This window comes from Streptomyces sp. NBC_00258, assembly GCF_036182465.1.
In the GTDB taxonomy this organism is placed as follows: domain Bacteria; phylum Actinomycetota; class Actinomycetes; order Streptomycetales; family Streptomycetaceae; genus Streptomyces.
The window spans coordinates 2,717,197-2,737,124 of sequence record NZ_CP108081.1 but is presented as its reverse complement, the minus strand read 5'-3'; the positions used below and the strand labels follow the sequence as shown (position 1 = coordinate 2,737,124).

The window sequence follows — 19,928 nt, the reverse complement described above, 5'->3', positions numbered from 1 at the left end:
GCCGAACCGGATCTCAGCGGTGCCTGTACCGGCTCTCAGCAGGTGAATGTCAGTGGCATTGGCTACGGTTCCTTCCATGCAGGATGCCGAAGACGTACGCCGAATCTGCCTCTCTCTGCCGGACACGACGGAGAAGATCGCCTGGAGCATGCCCACCTTCCGGGTCGCGGGGAAGATGTTCGCCACGCTGCCCGAGGAAGAGACCTCCATCGCCGTGCGCTGCCCGAAGGAGGAGCGCGACGAACTGGTCCTGGCCGAGCCCGGGAAGTTCTGGATCGCCGACCACGAGGCGGGCTTCGCCTGGGTGCGTGTGCGGCTCACGGCTCTTGAGGACTCGGACGAGTTGCGTGACATCCTCGCGGACTCCTGGCGGCAGGCGGCTCCGACCCGGCTGCTGGAGTCCTACCCGGAATTGGGGCTTCCGGCTGACGGCTGAGGGGCGTTGTCAGTGCCGCGTGGCATGATCCGAAGGCAGGTGGGGAGCTCGGCGCGGAGGGGTGCCGCGGTCCCGTCGAGGGGCTGATCGGTGGGGGAGGGGTGTGAGGGGGATGGCTGGGGGCGGGTCGTCCTCGGGCGAGGCGCCGTCGTCGGAGGAGGGGACGGGTGCCGGTGGCCGTGACCTCGGGGTTGGCGGGCGCGGACCGGGTGTCGGTCACCGTGATGCGGGCGCCGGTCACCCTGGCGCGGACGGGGGCCAGCGTGACGCGGGTGTCAGGCACTGTGATGCGGGCGCCGGTTACCGGGACACGGGTGTCGGTCGGCGTGGCGCGGGCGGTGGGGCCGGTCGTCGTGAGGTGAGTGACGCAGGCGGTTCCCGGAAGGTCTGGTCGCGGGATTTCGGACTGTTCTTCACCGCGCGGGCCGTCGCCAAGCTGGGCGACACGATGTTGCCCGTGGCGCTGGCGGCGGGTCTGCTGCAGCACGGCTACGGGGTGGGGGCCGTCGGCCTGGCCATGGCCGCGTCGGCCGCCTGCTTCGCGGGTCTGGTGATCTTCGGCGGGGTCTTCGCCGACCGGTTCAGCACCCGTCTGCTGATGATCGGTGCCGATGTGGTGCGGCTGGGCAGCCAGTCCGTCGCCGCCACGTTGTTCTTCACCGGCCACGTCGTGCTCTGGCAGATCTGTGCGATCGGCGCGGTCAACGGCGCGGCGGCCGCGATCTTCGAGCCCGGCGTCGCCAGCACGGTGCCCCGGCTCGCCACCGACGTCCAGGCGGCCAACGGCGCCATACGGGTCGCGGAGTCCACGGCCCAGCTGGCGGGCCCCGCGATCGCCGGCCTGCTGGTCGCCTTCGCCTCCCCCGGCGGAGTCTTCGCGGCCCACGCCACGACGTACGCCCTGAGCGCCCTGTGTCTCCTGCTGCTCCGGCTGCCCCCGGCCGACCCCGACCACCGGGCCCGCACGAACGGCTTCGGGGCCGATCTCGTCCAGGGCTGGCGGGAGTTCAGATCCCGTACGTGGCTGTGGGCAGTCATCGTCATCTGGTGCGTCCTGATGATCTCCGTCTGGGGTCCGACGGTCCCGCTGGTCGCGACGGAAGTCGTCCAGGAGCACGGCCCGCGCGCCTACGGCCTGGTCAACTCCGCCCTCGGCGCGGGCACGGTCATAGGCGGCCTGATCGCACTGCGACTGCGTCCTCGGCACATGCTTCGCGCGGGTTCGCTCGCCCTCTTCGCCTTCGCCTGCTTCCCGGCCGCCGTCGGAGCGGGCTTCGGGGTGGCGGCGATGGCGGCCGGTGCGGCAATAGCGGGCGCGGGCCTGTCGTTCTGGGGCGTCATGTGGGCGACCAGCGTGCAGACCCAGGTCCCGCCCGATGCCCTCAACCGCATCCACGCCTACGACATCGCCGGCTCCCTGGCCATGATGCCGGTCGGCCAGGCCCTCGCCGGCCCGGCCGCGGCGGCCCTCGGCGCGGACCACGTCCTCCTCGTGGCCGGCGCCATGACCCTCGTCGTGGCGACGGCACTGCTCTCGGTGCCCGCGATACGAGGGCTGGTGCGAGCTGAGACGCCGACGTCGCGGTCGCTGCCGCTGTCGCACGGGTCGGCGGGAACAGCCGCCGGACCCACGCATACCGGCGGCAGAGACAGACAAGGGAGCGGACAACCAGGAGTCAGACGAGGAGACGGACGAGGAGACGGACGAGGGAAGAGACAGACGTGCACCGGCGGAAAGAGCTGAAGCCCGGCCGAGGAGCCAGGCCTGCGCCTACGCGCTGACCCGTGTCGCCCCCAGGAACCCACCGATCCGCTCCCGCAACGACCCGGCGTCCAGCCCGTGCGCGGCCACGTGTTCCTCGATCTGCCCGTAGCGGCGCAGTTCACGGCGGCCGACGCCGAGCCCGAGAACGCGGTGCGGCAGGTCCGCGAGGGCGTCGTTCGCGGCCGGTGTCGACGTGCCGGCCAGGTACGGCTCGACGAGGACGACATCGGTCCCGGCTGCCTCCGTGGCCCGGCGCAGCGCGGCCGAGTCGAAGGGGCGCACGGTCGTCCCGTACAGCACGGTGACGTCGAGGCCCTCGGTGGCGGCGAGTACGGCGTCGAGCATCGGCCCGACCGCGACGACCACACCGGCCCGCCCCTCGCGGACGGTGCGGAACCGGGCTCCGTCGACGGCGCGGGCCTCGGTGTTCGACTGCACGGAGAGTCGTACGTACACCTTGTCGTCGCCCGCCGCGACGGCGTGCCGCAGCAGCGTCTCGGCCTCGTCCGGGTGGCCCGGGACATGCACGGTCCAGCCGTCGAGCGTGTCCAGCAGGGCGATGTCGCCGGGTGCCATGTGCGTGTAGCCGCCCGAGGGCCAGTCGAAGGACGCGGAGGCGCTGACCAGCACCGCGCCCACGTCCTGGTGCCCGAGGTCCAGCTTGACCTGCTCGAAGGGCCGCTCGACGAGGAAGCTGGCGAAGGTGTGCACCACGGGCCGCAGCCCGGTCAGCGCCAGACCTGCGCCCGCCCCGACCAGCAACTGCTCCCGGATGCCGACGTTGATCACGCGGTCCGGATGCTGCTGCCGCGCCTCATCGAACCCGGCCAGACCGATCTCGGCGAGGACGACGGCGACGCGCGGGTCCTCGTCTAGTAGCCGTGAGACGACCGGGGCGAAGCGGTCACGCATGGTGTCCATGGGGAAAGTCCTCCGTGTGCGGGTGTGCGGGTGTGCGTGCGGGTGGGCGTGGGCGACCGGCTCAGGCGGTCTTCGGCTCCACCTGGGCGACGACCACGCGCGGACGTCCCGGGTGAGGGGCGGTGAAGGCGGCGTACAGGGCGTTGTGGTCCCGTCCGTCGACGGTCTCGGCGGACCAGCCGGCGGCGTCGAAGCGCGCGGCGATCCCTCCGGGGAGCGCATAACTGGCGGAGGAGTTGTCGATCACGACGGTGTGCAGTTGGTCGAGCCCGGCCGGACCGGCGTAGGCGAGGGCCTCGTGGTTGCTGCCCTCGTCCAGTTCGGCGTCCCCGACCAGCACCCAGACACGAGGGTCGGGCAGTCCTTGGGCGCGCAGGCCCAGCGCCGTACCGACCGCGATCGGCAGCCCGTGCCCGAGGGAACCGCTGCCGATCTCGGCACCCGGTACGAGCACGCGGTCCGGATGGTGCCCGAGCGGCGAGTCGTACGAGCCGAAACCCGGCAGCCAGTCGACCGGGACGAATCCCTTCGCTGCGAGCACCGCGTAGTACGCCATCGGCCCGTGCCCCTTGGACAGCAGGAACCGGTCCCGTTCCGGATCGTCCGCCCGTTCCGCCGTCACCCGTAGAACCCGGTCGTAGAGCACCCAGAGCGCGTCGAGCGTGGACGTCGCCGCCGGCCCGTGCTTCTCGTCCCCGCTCATCAGCCCCATCAGGTCCGGCAGGTCCGCATACCCGTAGCCGCGTTTCACCGTTGTCGTCGTCATACGGACGATCGTGCGACCTCAAGCAAGGTTGAGGTCAAGTGGTGATCGCAGGGACAAGGTGATCGCAGGGACAAGGCGATCACCGGGACAAAAGGAGTGCGCGACCACCGACCCGAGTGCGGTATTGTTTCCGTGCGCGTTCAACCAGGGGAAACCCCAGGTCACAACGGGCAACGGGACGTGGCGCAGCTTGGTAGCGCACTTGACTGGGGGTCAAGGGGTCGCAGGTTCAAATCCTGTCGTCCCGACCAGCTTTCTGCAGGTCGGAGCCGTTCTCTCGTTAAGAGAGGGCGGCTTTTCGTGTGTCCGGAGGGCTGGTGGTCGCGTGGTGGCTGCCGTCAACCATCGAGGGAGACTCGCGGGCCGTCGGCGGCGTAGGCGATCCGGAAGCCGAGGTTGCCCGTCGTGCTGTCGGCGGTGTTGGCCGTGCGGGCGGCGACGCGGTAGCGGTTGCAGTACGAGTCGTGGCACAGGTACGAGCCTCCGCGCATGACGCGCAGCTCCGGGGACCTGGGGTCCCATGGGTCGGCGCACCACTCCCACACGTTCCCGGAAACGTTGTAGAGCCCGTAGGCGTTCGGGGGAAAGGCGTGGACGGGCGCGGTGCCGGTGTGGCCGTCCACGGCGGTGTTCTTGGTGGGGAAGGTGCCCTGCCAGATGTTGCAGCGGTGCTCGCCGTCGGGGGCGAGTTCGTCGCCCCACGGGTAGCGGGCCTGGTCGAGGCCGCCGCGGGCGGCGTACTCCCACTCGGTCTCGGTGGGCAGCCGTCCGCCGGCCCATCCGGCGAACGCCTTGGCGTCGGACCAGCCGACGTGGGTGACGGGATGGTCCCAGCGGCCTGCGAGGTCGCTGCCGGGTCCCTCCGGGGTGCGCCAGGTGGCTCCCTGAACTCCGCACCACCACGGGGTGGCGTCGGGGCGTGGCGAGACGCGTCTCAAGTCGCCTGGCAGGAGCCGGGCGAAGACGTAGCTCCAGCCGTGGCGCTCGGCCTCGGTGCGGTGCCCGGTGTCCGCGACGAAGGCGGCGAAGCGGGCGGTGGTCACGGCGTGGGCGTCGATGGCGAACGCGTCCACGGCCACCTCACGGACGGGGCCCTCCCCGTCGCCGGGGTTCGCGTCCGCGTCCTCGGTGCCCATACGGAAGGTTCCGCCGGGCAGGGTGACACGGGTGTCGTGGCCGAGCGGCCGGGTGTGGGCGGCAGGCGGCGTGAGTGCGAGGGCGAGCCGCCCCGCGCCGACGGCTTCGGCAGCGACGGCATCGGCGCCGGTGCGGGAGGGGGCGCAGCAGGAGGGGCTGACCCGGCCTGCGCCCGGTGGGCTGCTCATCGCGTGCCGCCGACCGGCGTCGAGGCATCCGTGCCGCCAACCGGTGTCGAGGCATCCGTACCGGCGGGCGTCGAGGAGCCCGCGCCGTCGGCCTTCTCCGTCTCGAACGACGACAGGGTGGTGTCGTGGTCGGTCGGCACGTCGTACATGGGTGTCATCCAGTGGAAGAAGTTGTCGCCGCGGTCCCGTAGCAGGCGGTACAGGCGGTGCATCAACTGCGTGCGTACGTACCGGAGTTCGGGGTGGTCGTAGCGGTTGAGGAGCTCGTGCGGGTCGGTCCGCAGGTCGTACAGCTCGTTGTGCGACTCGGGGTTGACGACCAGCTTGTGGCGCCTGGTGCGCAGCATGCGCTACGCCTACGACCCGCCGGGCACCGGCCGCACGCAGTACCAGTACGACGCGGTCGTCGCCGTCGCCGACCGCTTCGAGGGCCCGTACTCCCGGCGGTGGACCGCGGGCGTCGGCGCGGGCCACAACAACTTCTTCGCCGACCACGAGGGTGGCCTCTGGGCCACGTTCTTCCGCAACCCGGTCGCCGGATACTGGTCCCACCCGTCCCGCGTCGCGAGCGCCGCCGTCCCGGGCGTCGTCCGCCTGGAGTGGACGGGACCGGAGGGCAACCGCCTCTACGTCCGGCGCCGGCGGAACCAACGGGCCGGCGGCTGACCGTGCGAGCGGAGGTATGGGAAAGGGACACCAGCGCCAGTCGTCGGAGGCTCCTCGGCCTAGCCGGCGGTGGCGCACTGCTGCTCGCGGGGTGCCGGTCGGACGGGGTCGGAGTCGGAGCCGGCGGCTCCGGAGGCAGCGGTGCCGGCGGCAGTGGCTCCGGCGGTTCGGGCAGCTACGCCGGGTACCGGACGCGTCCCGCGGCCCCGGAGAACGTGCTCGGCGCGAACTTCAACGAGGAGCCGCGCGGCATGGCCGCCTCGGTGCTGGACGACCTGCGCACCAAGTGGGTGCGCGGCTTCGTCGCGATGCCCGAACTGGACAGTGTGGAGGCACCCCGGCAACCTGCGATCAGGGCCCTGCTGTCGTTCGCCGGCGCCGGCCACGGCACCGTACTGTCGCTGAAATTCCCCTACCGGACCACGCCCCTTCCACAGCCGGGCACCAGCGCGATGGACTTGGAGCGACCCGGTGCCCGCCGTGTACGCCAGTCGCTACGGGGTGACGGCCGGCCCCCCGGTGTGGCAGGAGGTACGGGACGCCGCCGCGGACTCCGTCTCGCAGCAGCGGTGGCGCGATCTGCTGATGAACAGCCCGTGGTTCGCATCCCGCAAGGACTACCTGACCAACCAGGTGCGGCAGTTCCGCGCCACGGGACGGCTGGCCGTGGCGACCTACGGCGCGCTCCAGCAGCCCGCCATGGTCCGCGACATCGGGCCGACGAAGATGCCGTGGCTGCTGAACAGCCTGTACGCCAACCTCGTCGTCCAGCCTTCCGCGAACGGCGCCAGGGCTCACAACCCGGTGTTCTTCGACGCGTTCCGCGCCCTCCAGGACACTTCCGGCGGGGTCGCGATGGCGTGGCGTTGAGCAGCCCGTGTGTCAGATCGTGGAGTCGGGTCGCGTTGATGCCTGAAGTTGTCTGCGTGCGTTGTGGTCGAGGACGCCTACTGGCGTGCCAGACCGTGGCGGTCGGCCCAGGCGTTGATCGCTGCGGCCAGTTCCTCGGGGCGGTCCTCCGGGGAGTGGTGGCCGGCGAGGCCGTGGCGGGAGACCTCCAGGCCGGCGATGTTCTCCTCGCACCAGGCCACGGCCCCTTGGTCGGTCATCGCGCCCGGGCCGGGTACGAACGCGGCGAGCAGTTTGGGGACTTCGGGGCTGGCGGCCAGCCAGGCGTCGTAGTGCTCGACGCGGGCCACGATGTCGGCGGGCTCGTCGTCCAGCGGCATCATGCGCGTCCACGCCAGTACCGGGCGGCGGCTGTGCGGTGTCGGGAAGGGACGGCGGTAGACCTCCAGGTCGGCAGGGTCGAGCGGAGTGGCGAGCGTGTCCGGGAGCCCTTCGATGAACATGGACTTCTCCAGGATCATCTCCTCGCCCACCCCGGGGGTGCGCAGGAGGATGAACAACTCCCGTCCGGCCGAAGGGAGTTCGTCGCCAACCAGCGGCTTGACGATCGTCTCGGTGAAGGCGAGGCCGCGGACGCGGCCCGGGAGACGGGCGGCGCGGTCGAAGGCGAGCGCGCCGCCCCAGTCGTGGCCGACGAGGACGGCCTCGGCAAGGCCCAGGGCGTCGAACCAGGCGTCGAGGTAGCGGGCGTGGTCGTCGAAGGAGTAGGCGAGCTCGGGTTTTCCGGAGTCGCCCATGCCGATGAGATCGGGGGCGAGCAGGCGGCGGCCGGGCGCGGCCACACCCGGCAGGACGTTCCGCCACAGGTGGGAGGAGGTGGGGTTGCCGTGGAGGAAGACGAACGGCAGACCGTCGGGGTCGCCGGACTCGCGGTAGTGGAGAGTGGAGTCGAGGACGGGGAGGATGGGCACGGCGGAGTTCCTACGCTTTCTTCGAGGGGGATTCAGAGGTTGAGGCTCAGGACTCGGTCGAGGGCGATCTCGACGACGACCAGGTCCGGCGGGGCGGGCGGGGCCGCGCGGTAGCGGACGGTGTAGCGGCGGATCGCCTCGGCCAGGCTCGCGGGGTCGTCGGTGACGGTGGCCCGGCCTTCGAGGGTGACCCAGCGGAAGCCGTCCGCCTGGCAGAGCGCGACACAGGCCGTCGGGCCGCCCACCGCGACGTTCCGGGCCTTGCGCGCTCCCGCCCGGGTGGTCACCCGGGCCAGGCCGGTGACCGGGTCGAAGGTGAAGCGGACAGGGGTGACATGCGGGGTGCCGTCAGGGCGGAGCGTGGTGAGGGTGGCGGTGTGGGGGCGAGTGAGGAACACCCTTGTGGTGGGCGGGAGTTCGACGGTCGCCCGGCTCACTTCTTCTTCACGCCCTCGTTCCAGATCAGCTTGGCGATGTTCGGCTTCACGGCCGTGGTGACGACACCCATGGCCGTACGGACGTACCGCCGCTCCTCCAACTCGCGCAGCATGCTCGAGGCGAGGTCGGCACGGGCGGTGAAGACACCGTCGGCACTGGCCTCGTCGGTGTGATAGTCCGTGACGACGGGGTGCTCGAAGAGGCCTGAGGGCCGGACGAAGGTCCAGTCGAGGTTCGTCTGACGGATCACGGCCTCCATGCGGCGCATGTCCTCGTGGAGGGTACGGCCGAGGCGTCGGTTCACCAGCGGGTCGAGCACATGATTGAAGAAGTGCGCGCCCGTGGGACGCCAGTGCGGGTCAGCGACACTGGAGCTCACGGCGAGCAACCGCTTGATGCCGTGGCGAGCCATGGCCCCGGTGATGGCCGTGGCGCTCGCCGAGTACGTGCTGATGGTCTCCTTGCTGAAGCGCGCGCCCAATACGGAGAGGACGGCGTCCGTCCTCCTGATCGCGGCGTCGACAGCCGCCGGGTCGGTGGCGTCGGCGTCGGCCACGGTGAGACCGGGCCGCGTGGAGAGGGAGCCGGGTCGGCGAGTCACGGCGACGACCTCGTGGCCGGCAGCGAGGGCCTGGTCGGTGAGGTGGCGGCCGGTCGGTCCATTGGCACCGAAGACTGCGATACGCATGGCGTCGGGTCATCCCTTCGTGTGGTTGCAGGAACGCCCTTGACTGTGCCGATCACGAAAAGGAGGCTCAACGCTGATGAATAACTCCGCCCCTGTCACCGCCCGCCTCCGAGGCCGCCCCCGCGGCAACCCACCGACCCGCGAGTCGATCGTCTCGGCGGCCCGGGCGCTCTTCCTGGAGCGCGGCTACCGGGGCACCACTCTGCGCGCGGTGGCCGGGGCCGCAGGCGTCGACCCGGCGCTGATCGCGTACCACTTCGGCTCGAAGAAGAGCCTGTTCGCGGACGTGATGCAGTTCCAGTGCGCCAATGCGCTGGCGGTGGACGACGTCCTCGGCGGCGACCCGGCCACTCTCCCCGACCGTCTGATCGACGCGGTGACGAACCTGTGGGAGGACGCGGACTTCGTACAGCTCACCACCCAGGGTGAGGAGGCCGCTGAGGTGATTCGTGAATACCTGGAACGCGAGCTGCTGGCCCGGCTTGTTGAATTTCTCGGCGGCCGGGACGCAACCGCCCGCGCCACGGCCGTGGTGACGATCCTCGGCGGCCTCATCTACACCCGCTACCTCAACCCCCTCCCGACCCTCGCCGCCCTCACCCCCTCCGAGACCCGCCGCATCCTCACCCCGGCGCTGCGCGCGGCACTGACCCCGAGGCCGCGCACCGGGGCAACCACCAGAGTGGGCCGTCGGGGCTCGCCGACCTCCGGTGGAAGAGCCGTCCGGCCTTGACGAGACTGCTCGGCGCTGGGGGGCATGGAGGCGCCGGTTCAGAGTCTGTCGTCCCGACCAGCTTTTTCTGCAGGTCGGAGGTCGTTCTCCCGCTTGTGAGAGGGCGGGTTCCCGCGTTCCTGGAGGGCGGGTGGTCGCAGTGTGGCTGCGTGGGTGCCGTCGGCCGGGGCAGCGTTGCCGCCCCGGCCGAGGGGCCTTGGGGTCAGTCCCTGATCTGAGGCAGGAGGGAGACGATCCCGCTGCCGTTCCGGGCGATCAGCGCATCCTCGTAGAGCAGGAGTTGGGGCGGGTTCCCGAAGGAGGGCCCCGGCTTCTGCTTGCCGGTGTCGGCGTGGCCGCGCCAGACCTGCTCACCCGTGCGCAAGTCGAGGCCGGACAGGTCTCCGGTCGGGCCGACGAAGTACACGACCCCTTGGCTCGCCGACACCACGGGGGCCGCGAGGCCCGTCGACGTCTCCTTGTCGGGCATCCTGACGCCCACTGGGCCGGTCCACAGGGTCTTTCCCGAGGTCAGCGAGTAGGCCGAGACCTTGCCCTGCCAGGACACCGAGATCAGAAGATCACCGACGATGTCCGAGTTGGCCGGCTCTCCCTCGATCCGGTAGGAGTGCGAGGTCTGCTTCCCGGAGCCGCTGACGGTGGTCAGCCGCAGGTCCTTGTCGCCCACGTTCTTCGCTGCGATCAGGACCATCCGGTCGCCCGAGGTCCCGACGAGCTGCTGCCTGCCGGGCATGGTCATGACCTTCTCGGCGCTTCCGGTGGCGGGATCGAGACGGAAGACGTCGGTGTCGCCCGGCTCCTCGGTGTCCTGACCGCACAGGAGATAGGGCACCCCGCTCAGCACTGCCCGTTGACACATGATGCCCTTGTCCCACGTGTGTCGCCACTTCTCCTCACCGGTCAGCGGATCGAGGGCCGACATCGTGCGGAGCGAAGGGGTGTTGGCCAGTACCGCGCCGTCGATGAGCATGGCGGCCTGGTCGGTGCGGTCGTCCTGCGGCATCTCGGCCGTCCACAGCACCTCGCCGTTGTCGGCGTCCACCGCCATCAGATCGGTACCGCCGATGTAGTCCCCGTTCGGCTCCTTGTCCGCGGTGTGATTGCGGTAGGCGTACACCACGCCGTCGCGCACGGCGAAGGGGTGGTCGATCCCGTCGCCTTCGCGATTGACCTTGACAGTCCACAGCCGCTCGCCGGTGTTGGCGTCGAACTTCGCGGCGTCGTACTTGGACCCGCTGCAGTACAGCGCGGAGCCCTCCACCAGGCAGCCCCGCTCGCCGGCACCCTGGATGTCGCTCTGCCACGGCTTCCAGCCCTCCGGTGACACCGCCGGGCGTACCGGCCGGTCATGCTCGGCAGCACCGCCGCCCCCGAAGCCCAACACCGCCCCCACGCTGATCGCGGCAACGGCCACCGCCGCCCCCGCGGCCTGCGAGAAGCGACGCCGACTGCGCCGCCGCACCACCTTCTCGGCCAGGTCCCCAGGCGCCCGCACCCGGTCCAGGGCGACCGAGCGCAGTGTCTCCCGGACCTTCTTCTCCACCTGCTCCGTCGTCATCCCTGGACCTCCTTCGGCGTGTAACTGAGCGACTGCACCTGTTCCGGCGGCCCTTCGGGCCCGAGCTCCGGTACGAGCGTCCGGAGCTTGGCGAGCGACCGGTACGCCGTACTGCGCACCGTGCCGACCGGGCATCTCAGCAGTGCCGCGACCTCGGCCTCCGGCAGGTCCTCGAAGTAGCGCAGTACGACCACGGCCCGCTGCCGTTTCGTCAGTTTTCCGAGCGCCGCCCACAGCGCGATCCGCAGCTCGGAGTCCGACTCGGTACCGGCGTCGCTGCCGGACTCGGGCAGCACGGGCACCGTCGTCTCGGCGCGGTGCCTGCGCAGCCGCCAGCGGTTGACCTGCTGGCGGTACATGACCTGCCGGATGTACGCCTCGGGCTGCTCGATGTGAGCCCAGCGCCCGTAGGCCTTCATCAGCGCAATCTGCAGCAGATCCTCCGCGGCGTGCCGGTCCCCGCCGGTGAGCAGCACCGCGAGCTGCAGCAGCGCGGTGGAGCGCATCGCTACGAACTCCCGGAACTCGTCGTGACTTGTGGCCTCCATCGACCCTCCCCTTCTCGCAACCATCACGACGCGATGAGCCACCCGCGGCTATCCCTCGGCGGGCGAGATTGTGTGTTCGCACCAAGTCGGTGACAGCCTCGTACACGCGAAGAGGACCGGCCTTCCCCCACGCCACTGCCATCGCCCCCGCCTTCGCCCAGGGCAAGATCGCACGTACCGTCACTGACGAACCGACACCTTCGGGAATGGAGCCGCAAGCGTGACCGACCCGTTGCAGGACCCGCGGTTCTTCGCAGATCCGTACTCGGCCTACGCGTGGCTGCGAGACGCGGCGCCGGTGCGGAAGGTGGCCACCGGTTCAGGTGGGCGCTACAGCTACCTGGTCACGGGCTACGCGGAGGCCCGGGAGGCATTCGCGGATCCTCGGCTCTCGAAGAACACCGTGCGGTTCTTCGCCGACCGGCCGTCGCAGCGGGATCTCCATCCGGCCGTCTCCCAGAACATGCTCGCCACCGACCCTCCGCGGCACGCACGGCTGCGGGCTCTGGTGACGAAGGCGTTCACCACCGGGGCCGTCGCACGGATGCGCCCCTATATCGCCGGCCTGGCCGACGAGTTGCTCGACGCCTGGCCGGGCCGCGGACCGGTGGACCTCGTCGAGAGCCTCGCCGTCCCTCTGCCGGTCACCGTCATCTGCGAGATGCTGGGGGTACCCGAGTCCGACCGTCGGCTCGTGCGTACCTGGTCGAGCGATCTGTTCGCCGCCGGAGACCCCCGAGGGATCGACGCCGCCTCACATGCCATCGGCGGCTACATGACCGACCTCGTCGCCTCCCGACGCAGTTCGCCCGGTGAGAGTCTGCTCGACGACCTCATCGCCGTACGAGACGGCCAGGACCAGTTGACCGAGGACGAACTCGTGTCGCTCGCCGTGCTCCTGCTCGTGGCCGGCCACGAGACCACCACCAACTTCATTGGCAACGCGGCCCTGGCCCTTCTCCAACACCCGGAGTCACTCGGGCGGTTGAGGGCCGAGCCGCAACTGCTCGGGAGTGCGCTGGACGAGTTGCTGCGCTTCGACTCGCCTGTCGGGATCGCGACGTTCCGCTACAGCACCGAAGAGTTCACGCTCGGCGGAACCGTGATTCCCGAAGGCATTCCGGTGCTCATCGCTCCCGGCGCCGCCAACCGCGATCCGAACCGGTTTCCCGGTCCGGACCAGCTCGATTTCAACCGCGGTGCCACCGGACATCTTGCCTTCGGCCACGGAATCCACAGATGCCTGGGAGCGCCCCTCGCGCGAGCCGAAGGCGAACTCGCGCTCCGGGCGGTCATTTCCCGCTTCGCCGGCATTCGGCTGGCAGTTCCCGCGGAGGAACTGGAATGGCGGCACACGCGGTTGATGCGCGGCCTTGCATCCCTGCCCCTCATTCTGTGACGACAAGTCATCCTGACGGCTGACGGCTGACGGCTGACGACGAGAACGCTGGCGGGCCGGTGGTCGGCGTGCCGAGGCCGACGCCCCGCCCTTGCCGGGCATCGGCTCATACGGTCGCGAGGGACACCTCGGTCGACTTGATCAGGGCGGTGACGGCGGTACCGGTTCCCAGGCGGAGGTCCGTGACGGCGTCCTTCGTGATCGCCGAGGTCAGGTTGCCGCCGTCGACGCTCACCTTCACGGACGCCATGGCGTCGCCCGTGGCGATGTCGGTGACCGTGCCCGGGAGCCGGTTGCGGATGGACAGCCCGTCCACCGGGCCGGTGGCCAGCGAGATCTCGGTGGACTTCACCAGGGCGCGGACAGCGGAACCCTCCGCGAGACCGAGTTCCTTCACGGCCTCCGAGGTGATCGCCGCCGTGAGCTCCTGCCCGCCGTCGAGACGCACCTTGACGGTCGCCATGGCCTCGCCCGGGGTGACGGCGGTGACGGTGCCGGGGAGCTGATTGCGGATGCTCAGGCTCATGACGGGATGCCTCACAGACTTCATGGTGGTTATGTCCCGCTTTGGGGCGGCTGTGAGTTTCACCGTAGCGGGGTGGGGTGTGGGCCGGGGTGAGGCTGGTCGCACCCGCCGGGCGAATCAGGCCGGGTAGGCGTGCGTCTGGGCCGCCTTGACCGTCGCCCACACCGTGGCCCCGGGGTGGAGGTCGAGTTCGGCGGCGGCGACGGTGGTGAGGTCGGCGGCGAGCGGGAGTTCGCCGGTGAGGTCGGCCCGGATCTGGTCGCCGTGGGTCTCCATGCCCGCGACCTCGCACTGCCAGAGATTGCGGGCACTGGAACCGGTGGGGCGGTCCCGGTAGAGGGTGACCGCGCTCGGCGGGAAGGCGACGAAGACCGGGCCCGTCAGATCCTCCGTGGTGGTGATCGACGGGCCGCCGTCCACGTGGACCGTGTGGCCCTCGGCCCGTCCCTTGTAGAGGTTCAGACCGACCAGGTGTGCGATGTAGTCCGTGCGAGGGTGGCGTGCGATGTCGGCGGGGGTGCCTTCCTGGACGACGCGGCCGTCCTCGATGACGACGAGACGGTCGGCCAGGACCATGGCGTCGAGCGGGTCGTGGGTGACGAGTACGGCGACGGCCTCGAACTCCGCCAGGTGGCGCCGGAGTTGGGTCCGTACCTCCAGGCGGGTGCGGGCGTCGAGGGCGGCGAGGGGTTCGTCGAGGAGGAGGAGCCGGGGGTTGGTGGCGAGGGCGCGGGCGAGGGCGACGCGCTGGGCCTGGCCGCCGGAGAGGCGGCGGGGCCTGGCGCCGGCATGCTCGGCGAGGCCCATCCGCTCCAGCCATTCGGCGGCCTGGGCGCGGGCCCCCGCCTTGGTCGCGCCGTGGCAGCGCGGGCCGAAGGCCACGTTGTCCAGGGCCGTGAGGTGCGGGAAGAGCAAATAGTCCTGGAAGACGACACCGACCGGGCGAGACTCGGGCGCCGTACGGTCCAACACCGCGCCGTCCAGGCGCAGTCGGCCGCCGGTGAGCGGCGTCAGGCCGGCCAGGGCACGCAGGGCGGTGGTCTTTCCGGCCCCGTTGGGGCCCAGCAGGGCGACCACGTCACCGGGTGCGGCGGTCAGTGCCACGTCGAGCCGGAACGAGCCCCGGTCGACGACGAGATGGGCGTCAAGACCCGCCGGGACCGGGCCGGGGACGCCCGTGGCCTCGTACGCGGACTTCTCTGTCTTCTCTGTCTTCTCCTCCGTCTTCTCGGACTTCACGGACTTCTGGGTCTTCTGGGTCTTCCCGGTGTGGGTCATGAGGCGGTCATCCAGCGATCGCGCAGCCCGGCCAGGACCGCGACGGACACGGCGAGCAGCACCAGGCTGAGAGCGATGGCCGCCTCCGGGTCGCTCTGCAGGGCCAGGTAGACGGCCAGCGGCATGGTCTGCGTACGGCCGGGGAAGTTGCCGGCGAAGGTGATCGTCGCGCCGAACTCGCCCAGTGCCCGTGCCCAGGCCAGCACGGCGCCTGCCGCGATTCCGGGCGCGATCAGCGGCAGCGTGACGCGGCGGAAGGCGGTGAAGCGGGAGGCACCGAGCGTGGCGGCCGCCTCCTCGTAGCGGGGGTCGGCGGCGCGCAGGGTGCCCTCGACGCTGATGACCAGGAACGGCATCGCCACGAACGCCTCGGCGATGACGACACCGGTGGTGGTGAACGGCAGCGTGATCCCGAACCACGAGTCCAGCCACTGCCCGACGATGCCGTTGCGGCCCAGCGCCATCAGCAGTGCCACACCGCCCACCACCGGCGGCAGGACGAGCGGCAGCGTGACGAGGGCTCGCACGAGACCGCGTCCGGGGAACTCGACCCGGGCCAGCAGCCAGGCCAGGGGCACCCCGATCACCAGGCTCACCGCGGTCGCCGCCGTGGCACACAGCAGGGACAGCTTCAGCGCCTGCCAGACCTCGGGGCTGGTCAGCTGGTCCGGCAGGCTGTGCCAGGGGGTGCGGACCAGCAGGGCGATCAGCGGCAGCACCAGGAACGCCAGGCCCAGCAGCGCGGGCACCAGCAGGGGCAGTGGTACGCCCCGGCCGAAGCCCTTCCGGACACGCCCGCGGCCGCGCCGGGGCCCACCCCGGAGGGTGTCGGCCGCGGCGGCGGACCTGTCGGGCGCGTCGGTCGGGGAGGTCACGGCTTGAGGAACCCGGCCCCGGTCAGGACCTTCTGGCCGTCGGCGGACTGCACGAGCGCGATGAACGCCTTGGCCGCCTCGGCGTTGGGCGCGTCCTTGAGCTGGACGATCGGGTAGTCGTTGATGGCGTCGGCCGACTCGGGGAAGCCCACGCCCTCCACCTTGTCACCCGCGGCGCTCACATCGGTCTTGTAGACGACGGCCGCGTCGGCCTCCTTGAGCTCGACCTTGGTCAGGGCGGCCTTGACGTCCTGCTCGTACGAGACCGGTGTGAGCTTGAGCTTGCCGGCGTCGAGCGCCTTCTGGGCCGCGGCGCCGCAGGGCACGGTCCTGTCGCAGAGCACGACCTTCAGGCCCGACCTGGTGAGGTCCTTGAGGGAGGCGACCTTGTCCGGGTTGCCGGGCAGGGTGGCGATCTCCAGCTGGTTGCGGACGAAGGTGGCGGGCGTCCCCGACGCGTCGCCCTTGTCCGTGACGATGGCCATCGTCTTGGGGCTGGCGGAGGCGAACACGTCGGCCGGGGCGCCGCCGGTGATGCTCGCGGCGAGGGAGTCGCTGCCGCCGAAGCTGAACGTCACCTTCGTGCCGGGTTGCTTCTGCTCGAACTGTTTGCCCAGCGCGGTGAAGCTCTCCTTCAGGGAGGCCGCGGCGAACACGGTCACCGTGCCGGACAGCTTCGGGGACGAGGACCCCGACGCGGCGGAGTCGGACCCCGTCGACGAGTCGTCGGAGGAGGAGCAGGCGCTCAGGGCCAGCAACGCGGCGGCTCCCGCACCGGCCACCTGAAGGGTCCGGCGGGTCCGGCGCGCGGAACGAGTCATCACGGATCTACTCCCTCTGTCACATGGCGAAGAATCCACCGCGGGACTCCTCTACGGTCTCTCGACGACCAGGTTGGTCGACTTGATCACGGCAACCGCCGGAACACCGGGTCCCGGCTTCAACTCCTCGGCCGACTCGCGGCTGACCAGGACACCACCCGGAACGGCCCCGCCTGGATCTCCACCTGCGCGGACACGTCTCCGAGGATCACGTCCGTGACGATGCCGGAGAGGCGGTTGCGGGCCGAGGAGCCTGCGTTCTCCCGCTCCGTGCGGTGCAACTGCCGGGCATGGGCGGCGAGGACCGGCCCGGGGGCGATCCGGCGGCCCGGCCCGTCCCGTCCTGTCGCGTTCGGCGGCGAGTCTCCCACCGTCGACCAGGCGCCTCACGGTGTCGGCGCTGACACCGAGCAAGGCGGCGGCGACCCCGATCCGGTAGGTGAGCATGCGCCGATGATACTGCCGCAAATACAAGGTGAAAGCCTACTGTCTCATTGCATGAGCCGGATCATTGTTTCGTAGGGTTGGAATGTGCGTTTGTACGAGACCGGCGTTTGGGTGCAGTCGACCGGGAGGTGGCAGCCGTGAACAATCCGGTTGCCGGACCAAGATTCACCCGCCTACGGTCGGGCTCATGGCGGATGACGAACCCATGCGCGCGGCGCGGCTGCTGGACGCTCAGGCGAAGGCCGAGCGGCTCTTCGCGGAGATCGAGGAGCGCGGGCTCGTCGCCGCGGGGGAGGAGGAGCGGGCGGTCAGCGACCGGGTCCGGGATCTGGCGAACGAACTGTTCGGTACGACCCGGCACTGGCACAAGCGGATCGTGCGCTCAGGCCCGAACACGCTGAAGCCCTACCGGGAGAACCCGCCGGACCGTCCGATCGGCGCGGACGACATCGTGTTCGCCGACTTCGGTCCGATCTTCGAGGAGTACGAGGCCGACTTCGGACGCACCTTCGTACTGGGCGACGACCCGGTCAAGCGGCGGCTGAGGGACGATCTGCCGAAGGTCTTCGCGGCCGGGCAGCGGTTCTTCGAGAGCGAGCCCGACATCACCGGCAAGCGGCTGTACGCCGAGGTCGAGCGGCTCGCGACCGACGCCGGGTGGGAGCTGGGCGGCTGGCATGCCGGGCACCTGGTCGGCGAGTTCCCGCACGAGTGGATCGACGGCGCGGACGTGGAGTCGTACATCGCGCCGGGCAACGACACCCCGCTGCGGCGCACCGACAAGGCCGGGCGCCGCTGCCACTGGATCCTGGAGATCCATCTCGTCGACCGGGAGCGCGGGTTCGGCGGCTTCTACGAGGAACTGCTCGACCTGCGCTGATCCGTCACGCCACCGAGGCCGCGGGGCTCCTGCGCCTCGACCTGCCGAACCCTGTCGCTGAGCGGTGTCATCCGCCGCCGTCGAGGTCGGAGCGTCGGCGGAGCACCCGTAGCTCGTGGCCGAGGAGTTCCATCTCGTACAGCTTGCCCCGTGCGTTGTCGAAGGGGCGGTGGAGGACCATCATCAGGCGGCCGTCGAAGGTGTGGAACAGCATGCCGTGACCGCTGTCCTCGCGGACCAGCGGCCGGTGCTGCTGCCACGGCCCTGTGATGGTGCCGGACTCGGAGGTGGCGTAGGTCTGCACATAGCCGCCGCTGATGCTCCCGTCCTGGCCGACCACGTTCTTCTCGTACGTGGACCACAGCATGAGCAGGGACCCGTCAGGGGTGCGGTGGAGCTGAGGGCCGTCGGTTACGTAGGGCGGGAGCTGGTTCGGCAGACCGGCGGGGATCTGCTCGGTGATCCAGGACGCGTCCGAGGCCTTGAACAGGAGGACCGGGTCCCCGATCGCCCGGGACAGGTCCGGGGCCAACCGGATCGCCTCCATGGTTCCGTCGATGGTCTGCAGCCACTCGTGCGCGTACACCATCCAGGGCTGCCCGGACGGGTCGACGTGGAGCGTGCCGTCGAGGGTCATGAGGTTCTCGGGCGGGGTGGGGCGTGCGGGGTCGACGACGGTGAAGGGACCCAGCAGCGAGTCGGAAACGGCCGTGATCGTGCCGCGCATATAGGCCGGGATCTGGAACGGCACACCCCACTGGTTGGGCGGCGGCACCGGAATCGGCCTGTCCTGGTTGTGCAGCGTCGTGAACAGGTAGTACCTGCCACCCCATTCGTGGACCTCCGGCGCCCATCCGCCGTCGGCCGCCCAGAGTTCCTTCTGCTCGGCGGCCAGGAAGACCACGACGGGGCGCGTCCAGTCGCGCAGGTCGTCGCTGCGGTAGACCATCGTGCCGGTGCCGTCCACGCCCGACACGGAAGGGTCGTTGGACGTGTAGAGGTGGTAGGCGCGCGTCTTCGTGTCGGCGACGACGAACGGATCGTGCAACGGCATGTCGGGAAGACGCATCAGTTCGCTCTCGGCCACGGCCGAAGAATACGTCGACGGGAGCCGAGCGCGATCGGGCCGCCGAGCCGGCTCGATGCCGTCAGCCGAGACACACCACGAGCAGGCAGATCTGCGACGGCGAAGTCGCGGTCGGCGCGGGGCTCGTCTGCGGCGGCTGCGAACTCGGCTCGGTGGCAGAGGGCGTGGGCGTCCGACTGGGCCGCGCCTCGTTGCGGTCGGAGGCCGTGTCCTCGGCGGTGGGTGAGGTCGGGGACGTCGTCCGCGGCTGAGGCGTCGACTCTGCCGTCGTACGCGGCGGGGCCGCCGAGTCGGGTTGCAGGTTCGAGGGCGTGCTGCTGGGCGGGGCGGCGGTGCGCTGCCGACTGGCGCGATCGGGCGCGGAGGACGTGGGGGAGGAGGCGCCGGTGTCGGGCCGTGTCCTGGTCGGCCGCGTGTAGGGCGTCGACGGTTTGTCCGCGGTGTCCGTATCCGTGCCGGCGGACTCCGGTGCCGTGGCCGCCTGTGCCCGGTCACCGGACCGCTGGTCCATCGCGGACACGGTCAGGCCGCCTCCGACGAGTGCGACGGCGGTCGCCACCACTGCCCGGCGCTGGTTCTTCTTCCAGCGGGCCCGCTGACGACGCCGTGCCGCCCGTCCCTGTGGGGCGGACGGCACGGGTACGAGGTCGTCGCCCGGGTCGGCCCACGGGGCCTCCCAGGCGGGCGCCGTGCCCGTCGTCACCGAGGCGGCCGGGGCCGGGACGGTGTGACCGTCGGCGGCGACCGGGGCTATGTCCGGGGCGTAGGCACCGCACCCGGGGCACACCAGGGCGCCATTGAGATGCCGGCGGCAGGAGGTGCAGTAGTCCATCTGGGGTCTTCCTGGGTTGACGCACCGTCGACCCTCCGGGCCGCGGCCCGGGCACGTTCGTACGTGGGATCGAGCGGCCTGCAACGCTAACGAGGCTTTCGAGGGACCGTGTGCAGTCT

General features: G+C 70.8%; 20 protein-coding genes, 1 tRNA gene and 3 pseudogenes. 8 read left to right on the top strand and 16 right to left on the bottom strand.

Translation table 11 applies throughout. The annotated features are described in order from the left end of the window. Positions 1-76: 76 nt before the first annotated feature. Together OG718_RS12425 and OG718_RS12420 are read left to right on the top strand one after the other, a co-directional pair. Positions 77-436 (top strand): MmcQ/YjbR family DNA-binding protein, encoded by a 360-nt coding sequence (locus OG718_RS12425; RefSeq protein WP_186001073.1) that lies wholly within the window; start codon positions 77-79, stop codon positions 434-436. 358 nt (positions 437-794) lie between these two features. Next, positions 795-2,180: an MFS transporter gene (locus tag OG718_RS12420; protein ID WP_328844149.1), complete on the top strand. Its 1,386-nt coding sequence runs from the start codon at positions 795-797 to the stop codon at positions 2,178-2,180. A 27-nt stretch (positions 2,181-2,207) separates the two neighbouring features. Here OG718_RS12420 and OG718_RS12415 read toward each other — a convergent pair whose 3' ends face one another. Both OG718_RS12415 and OG718_RS12410 read right to left on the bottom strand, forming a co-directional pair. Next, positions 2,208-3,122 carry a transketolase family protein gene (locus tag OG718_RS12415; RefSeq protein ID WP_328844148.1) on the bottom strand — a complete coding sequence of 305 codons (915 nt, stop codon included), beginning with the start codon at positions 3,120-3,122 and terminating at the stop codon, positions 2,208-2,210. A gap of 61 nt (positions 3,123-3,183) precedes the next feature. Next, a complete protein-coding gene (locus OG718_RS12410) occupies positions 3,184-3,888 on the bottom strand; it encodes a thiamine pyrophosphate-dependent enzyme (RefSeq protein ID WP_328844147.1) in 705 nt (234 codons plus the stop codon). A gap of 174 nt (positions 3,889-4,062) precedes the next feature. Here OG718_RS12410 and OG718_RS12405 point away from each other — a divergent pair. Continuing rightward, a tRNA-Pro gene (locus OG718_RS12405) sits at positions 4,063-4,139 on the top strand. Between the two features lie 87 nt (positions 4,140-4,226). On the opposite strand, the gene OG718_RS12400 is transcribed toward OG718_RS12405, so the two are convergent. Beyond that, positions 4,227-5,213, bottom strand: a complete 987-nt coding sequence (locus OG718_RS12400; RefSeq protein WP_328844146.1) for a formylglycine-generating enzyme family protein — start codon at positions 5,211-5,213, stop codon at positions 4,227-4,229. Beyond that, positions 5,210-5,563 (bottom strand): annotated as a pseudogene (locus OG718_RS12395) (hypothetical protein); the annotation flags it as partial. The pseudogene OG718_RS12395 and the gene OG718_RS12400, both read right to left, overlap by 4 nt. Between OG718_RS12395 and OG718_RS12390 the strand changes: the two are divergent. After that, positions 5,556-5,879: pseudogene (locus OG718_RS12390) on the top strand (family 43 glycosylhydrolase); the annotation flags it as partial. The pseudogenes OG718_RS12395 and OG718_RS12390 overlap by 8 nt on opposite strands. 471 nt (positions 5,880-6,350) lie before the next feature. Then, the gene (locus OG718_RS12385) at positions 6,351-6,749 is read left to right on the top strand and encodes a hypothetical protein (protein WP_328844145.1); all 399 of its coding nucleotides are present in this window, start codon (positions 6,351-6,353) and stop codon (positions 6,747-6,749) included. A gap of 77 nt (positions 6,750-6,826) precedes the next feature. On the opposite strand, the gene OG718_RS12380 is transcribed toward OG718_RS12385, so the two are convergent. The 3 genes from OG718_RS12380 to OG718_RS12370 are packed head-to-tail and all read right to left on the bottom strand — an operon-like array spanning position 6,827 to position 8,825. Next, positions 6,827-7,699, bottom strand: coding sequence for a haloalkane dehalogenase (locus tag OG718_RS12380; protein ID WP_143634378.1), 873 nt, complete (start codon positions 7,697-7,699; stop codon positions 6,827-6,829). 32 nt (positions 7,700-7,731) lie between these two features. Continuing rightward, complete coding sequence (locus OG718_RS12375) at positions 7,732-8,136, bottom strand: pyridoxamine 5'-phosphate oxidase family protein (RefSeq protein ID WP_143634380.1); 405 nt, start codon at positions 8,134-8,136, stop codon at positions 7,732-7,734. Beyond that, positions 8,133-8,825, bottom strand: a complete 693-nt coding sequence (locus OG718_RS12370) for an NAD(P)-dependent oxidoreductase (RefSeq protein ID WP_328844144.1) — start codon at positions 8,823-8,825, stop codon at positions 8,133-8,135. The genes OG718_RS12375 and OG718_RS12370 overlap by 4 nt, the downstream gene beginning before the upstream one ends. A gap of 76 nt (positions 8,826-8,901) precedes the next feature. Here OG718_RS12370 and OG718_RS12365 point away from each other — a divergent pair, with 76 nt between their 5' ends. Beyond that, positions 8,902-9,558 carry a TetR/AcrR family transcriptional regulator gene (locus OG718_RS12365; RefSeq protein ID WP_328844143.1) on the top strand — a complete coding sequence of 219 codons (657 nt, stop codon included), beginning with the start codon at positions 8,902-8,904 and terminating at the stop codon, positions 9,556-9,558. 202 nt (positions 9,559-9,760) lie between these two features. Here OG718_RS12365 and OG718_RS12360 read toward each other — a convergent pair whose 3' ends face one another. Further along, on the bottom strand, positions 9,761-11,116 hold the full coding sequence (locus OG718_RS12360; protein ID WP_328844142.1) for a PQQ-binding-like beta-propeller repeat protein: 1,356 nt from the start codon (positions 11,114-11,116) through the stop codon (positions 9,761-9,763). Continuing rightward, positions 11,113-11,664 carry a SigE family RNA polymerase sigma factor gene (locus tag OG718_RS12355; RefSeq protein ID WP_306936383.1) on the bottom strand — a complete coding sequence of 184 codons (552 nt, stop codon included), beginning with the start codon at positions 11,662-11,664 and terminating at the stop codon, positions 11,113-11,115. The genes OG718_RS12360 and OG718_RS12355 overlap by 4 nt, the downstream gene beginning before the upstream one ends. Before the next feature lie 220 nt (positions 11,665-11,884). On the opposite strand from OG718_RS12355, the gene OG718_RS12350 reads away from it, so the two are divergent. Next, the gene (locus tag OG718_RS12350; RefSeq protein WP_328844141.1) at positions 11,885-13,063 is read left to right on the top strand and encodes a cytochrome P450 family protein; all 1,179 of its coding nucleotides are present in this window, start codon (positions 11,885-11,887) and stop codon (positions 13,061-13,063) included. A 106-nt stretch (positions 13,064-13,169) separates the two neighbouring features. Here the strand turns inward: OG718_RS12350 and OG718_RS12345 are convergent, their stop codons facing one another. The 5 genes and pseudogenes from OG718_RS12345 to OG718_RS12325 form a co-directional block, all read right to left on the bottom strand. Next, positions 13,170-13,589 (bottom strand): TOBE domain-containing protein, encoded by a 420-nt coding sequence (locus tag OG718_RS12345; protein WP_143634389.1) that lies wholly within the window; start codon positions 13,587-13,589, stop codon positions 13,170-13,172. A gap of 117 nt (positions 13,590-13,706) precedes the next feature. Further along, positions 13,707-14,867: an ABC transporter ATP-binding protein gene (locus OG718_RS12340; protein WP_328844140.1), complete on the bottom strand. Its 1,161-nt coding sequence runs from the start codon at positions 14,865-14,867 to the stop codon at positions 13,707-13,709. Continuing rightward, a complete protein-coding gene (locus OG718_RS12335) occupies positions 14,864-15,742 on the bottom strand; it encodes an ABC transporter permease (RefSeq protein WP_143634392.1) in 879 nt (292 codons plus the stop codon). The genes OG718_RS12340 and OG718_RS12335 overlap by 4 nt, the downstream gene beginning before the upstream one ends. Next, positions 15,739-16,563 (bottom strand): molybdate ABC transporter substrate-binding protein, encoded by an 825-nt coding sequence (gene modA / locus OG718_RS12330; protein WP_328844139.1) that lies wholly within the window; start codon positions 16,561-16,563, stop codon positions 15,739-15,741. The genes OG718_RS12335 and modA overlap by 4 nt, the downstream gene beginning before the upstream one ends. Before the next feature lie 51 nt (positions 16,564-16,614). Then, positions 16,615-17,010 (bottom strand): annotated as a pseudogene (locus tag OG718_RS12325) (TOBE domain-containing protein). 187 nt (positions 17,011-17,197) lie between these two features. On the opposite strand from OG718_RS12325, the gene OG718_RS12320 reads away from it, so the two are divergent. Beyond that, on the top strand, positions 17,198-17,890 hold the full coding sequence (locus OG718_RS12320) for a M24 family metallopeptidase (RefSeq protein ID WP_143634394.1): 693 nt from the start codon (positions 17,198-17,200) through the stop codon (positions 17,888-17,890). Positions 17,891-17,957: 67 nt separating this feature from the next. On the opposite strand, the gene OG718_RS12315 is transcribed toward OG718_RS12320, so the two are convergent. Continuing rightward, positions 17,958-18,959, bottom strand: a complete 1,002-nt coding sequence (locus OG718_RS12315; RefSeq protein ID WP_143635068.1) for a glycoside hydrolase family 43 protein — start codon at positions 18,957-18,959, stop codon at positions 17,958-17,960. A gap of 79 nt (positions 18,960-19,038) precedes the next feature. Next, positions 19,039-19,809: an SCO2400 family protein gene (locus OG718_RS12310; RefSeq protein ID WP_143634396.1), complete on the bottom strand. Its 771-nt coding sequence runs from the start codon at positions 19,807-19,809 to the stop codon at positions 19,039-19,041. Positions 19,810-19,928: the final 119 nt, after the last annotated feature.

Bases quoted from the DNA above. Each gene is read 5' to 3' on its own strand.
- OG718_RS12425 (WP_186001073.1), top strand. From the start codon at position 77: ATGCAGGATGCCGAAGACGTACGCCGAATCTGCCTCTCTCTGCCGGAC.
- OG718_RS12415 (WP_328844148.1), bottom strand. From the start codon at position 3,122: ATGGACACCATGCGTGACCGCTTCGCCCCGGTCGTCTCACGGCTACTA.
- OG718_RS12410 (WP_328844147.1), bottom strand. From the start codon at position 3,888: ATGACGACGACAACGGTGAAACGCGGCTACGGGTATGCGGACCTGCCG.
- OG718_RS12400 (WP_328844146.1), bottom strand. From the start codon at position 5,213: ATGAGCAGCCCACCGGGCGCAGGCCGGGTCAGCCCCTCCTGCTGCGCC.
- OG718_RS12370 (WP_328844144.1), bottom strand. From the start codon at position 8,825: ATGCGTATCGCAGTCTTCGGTGCCAATGGACCGACCGGCCGCCACCTC.
- OG718_RS12365 (WP_328844143.1), top strand. From the start codon at position 8,902: ATGAATAACTCCGCCCCTGTCACCGCCCGCCTCCGAGGCCGCCCCCGC.
- OG718_RS12360 (WP_328844142.1), bottom strand. From the start codon at position 11,116: ATGACGACGGAGCAGGTGGAGAAGAAGGTCCGGGAGACACTGCGCTCG.
- OG718_RS12355 (WP_306936383.1), bottom strand. From the start codon at position 11,664: ATGGAGGCCACAAGTCACGACGAGTTCCGGGAGTTCGTAGCGATGCGC.
- OG718_RS12345 (WP_143634389.1), bottom strand. From the start codon at position 13,589: ATGAGCCTGAGCATCCGCAATCAGCTCCCCGGCACCGTCACCGCCGTC.
- OG718_RS12340 (WP_328844140.1), bottom strand. From the start codon at position 14,867: ATGACCCACACCGGGAAGACCCAGAAGACCCAGAAGTCCGTGAAGTCC.
- modA (WP_328844139.1), bottom strand. From the start codon at position 16,563: ATGACTCGTTCCGCGCGCCGGACCCGCCGGACCCTTCAGGTGGCCGGT.
- OG718_RS12320 (WP_143634394.1), top strand. From the start codon at position 17,198: ATGGCGGATGACGAACCCATGCGCGCGGCGCGGCTGCTGGACGCTCAG.
- OG718_RS12315 (WP_143635068.1), bottom strand. From the start codon at position 18,959: ATGCGTCTTCCCGACATGCCGTTGCACGATCCGTTCGTCGTCGCCGAC.
- OG718_RS12310 (WP_143634396.1), bottom strand. From the start codon at position 19,809: ATGGACTACTGCACCTCCTGCCGCCGGCATCTCAATGGCGCCCTGGTG.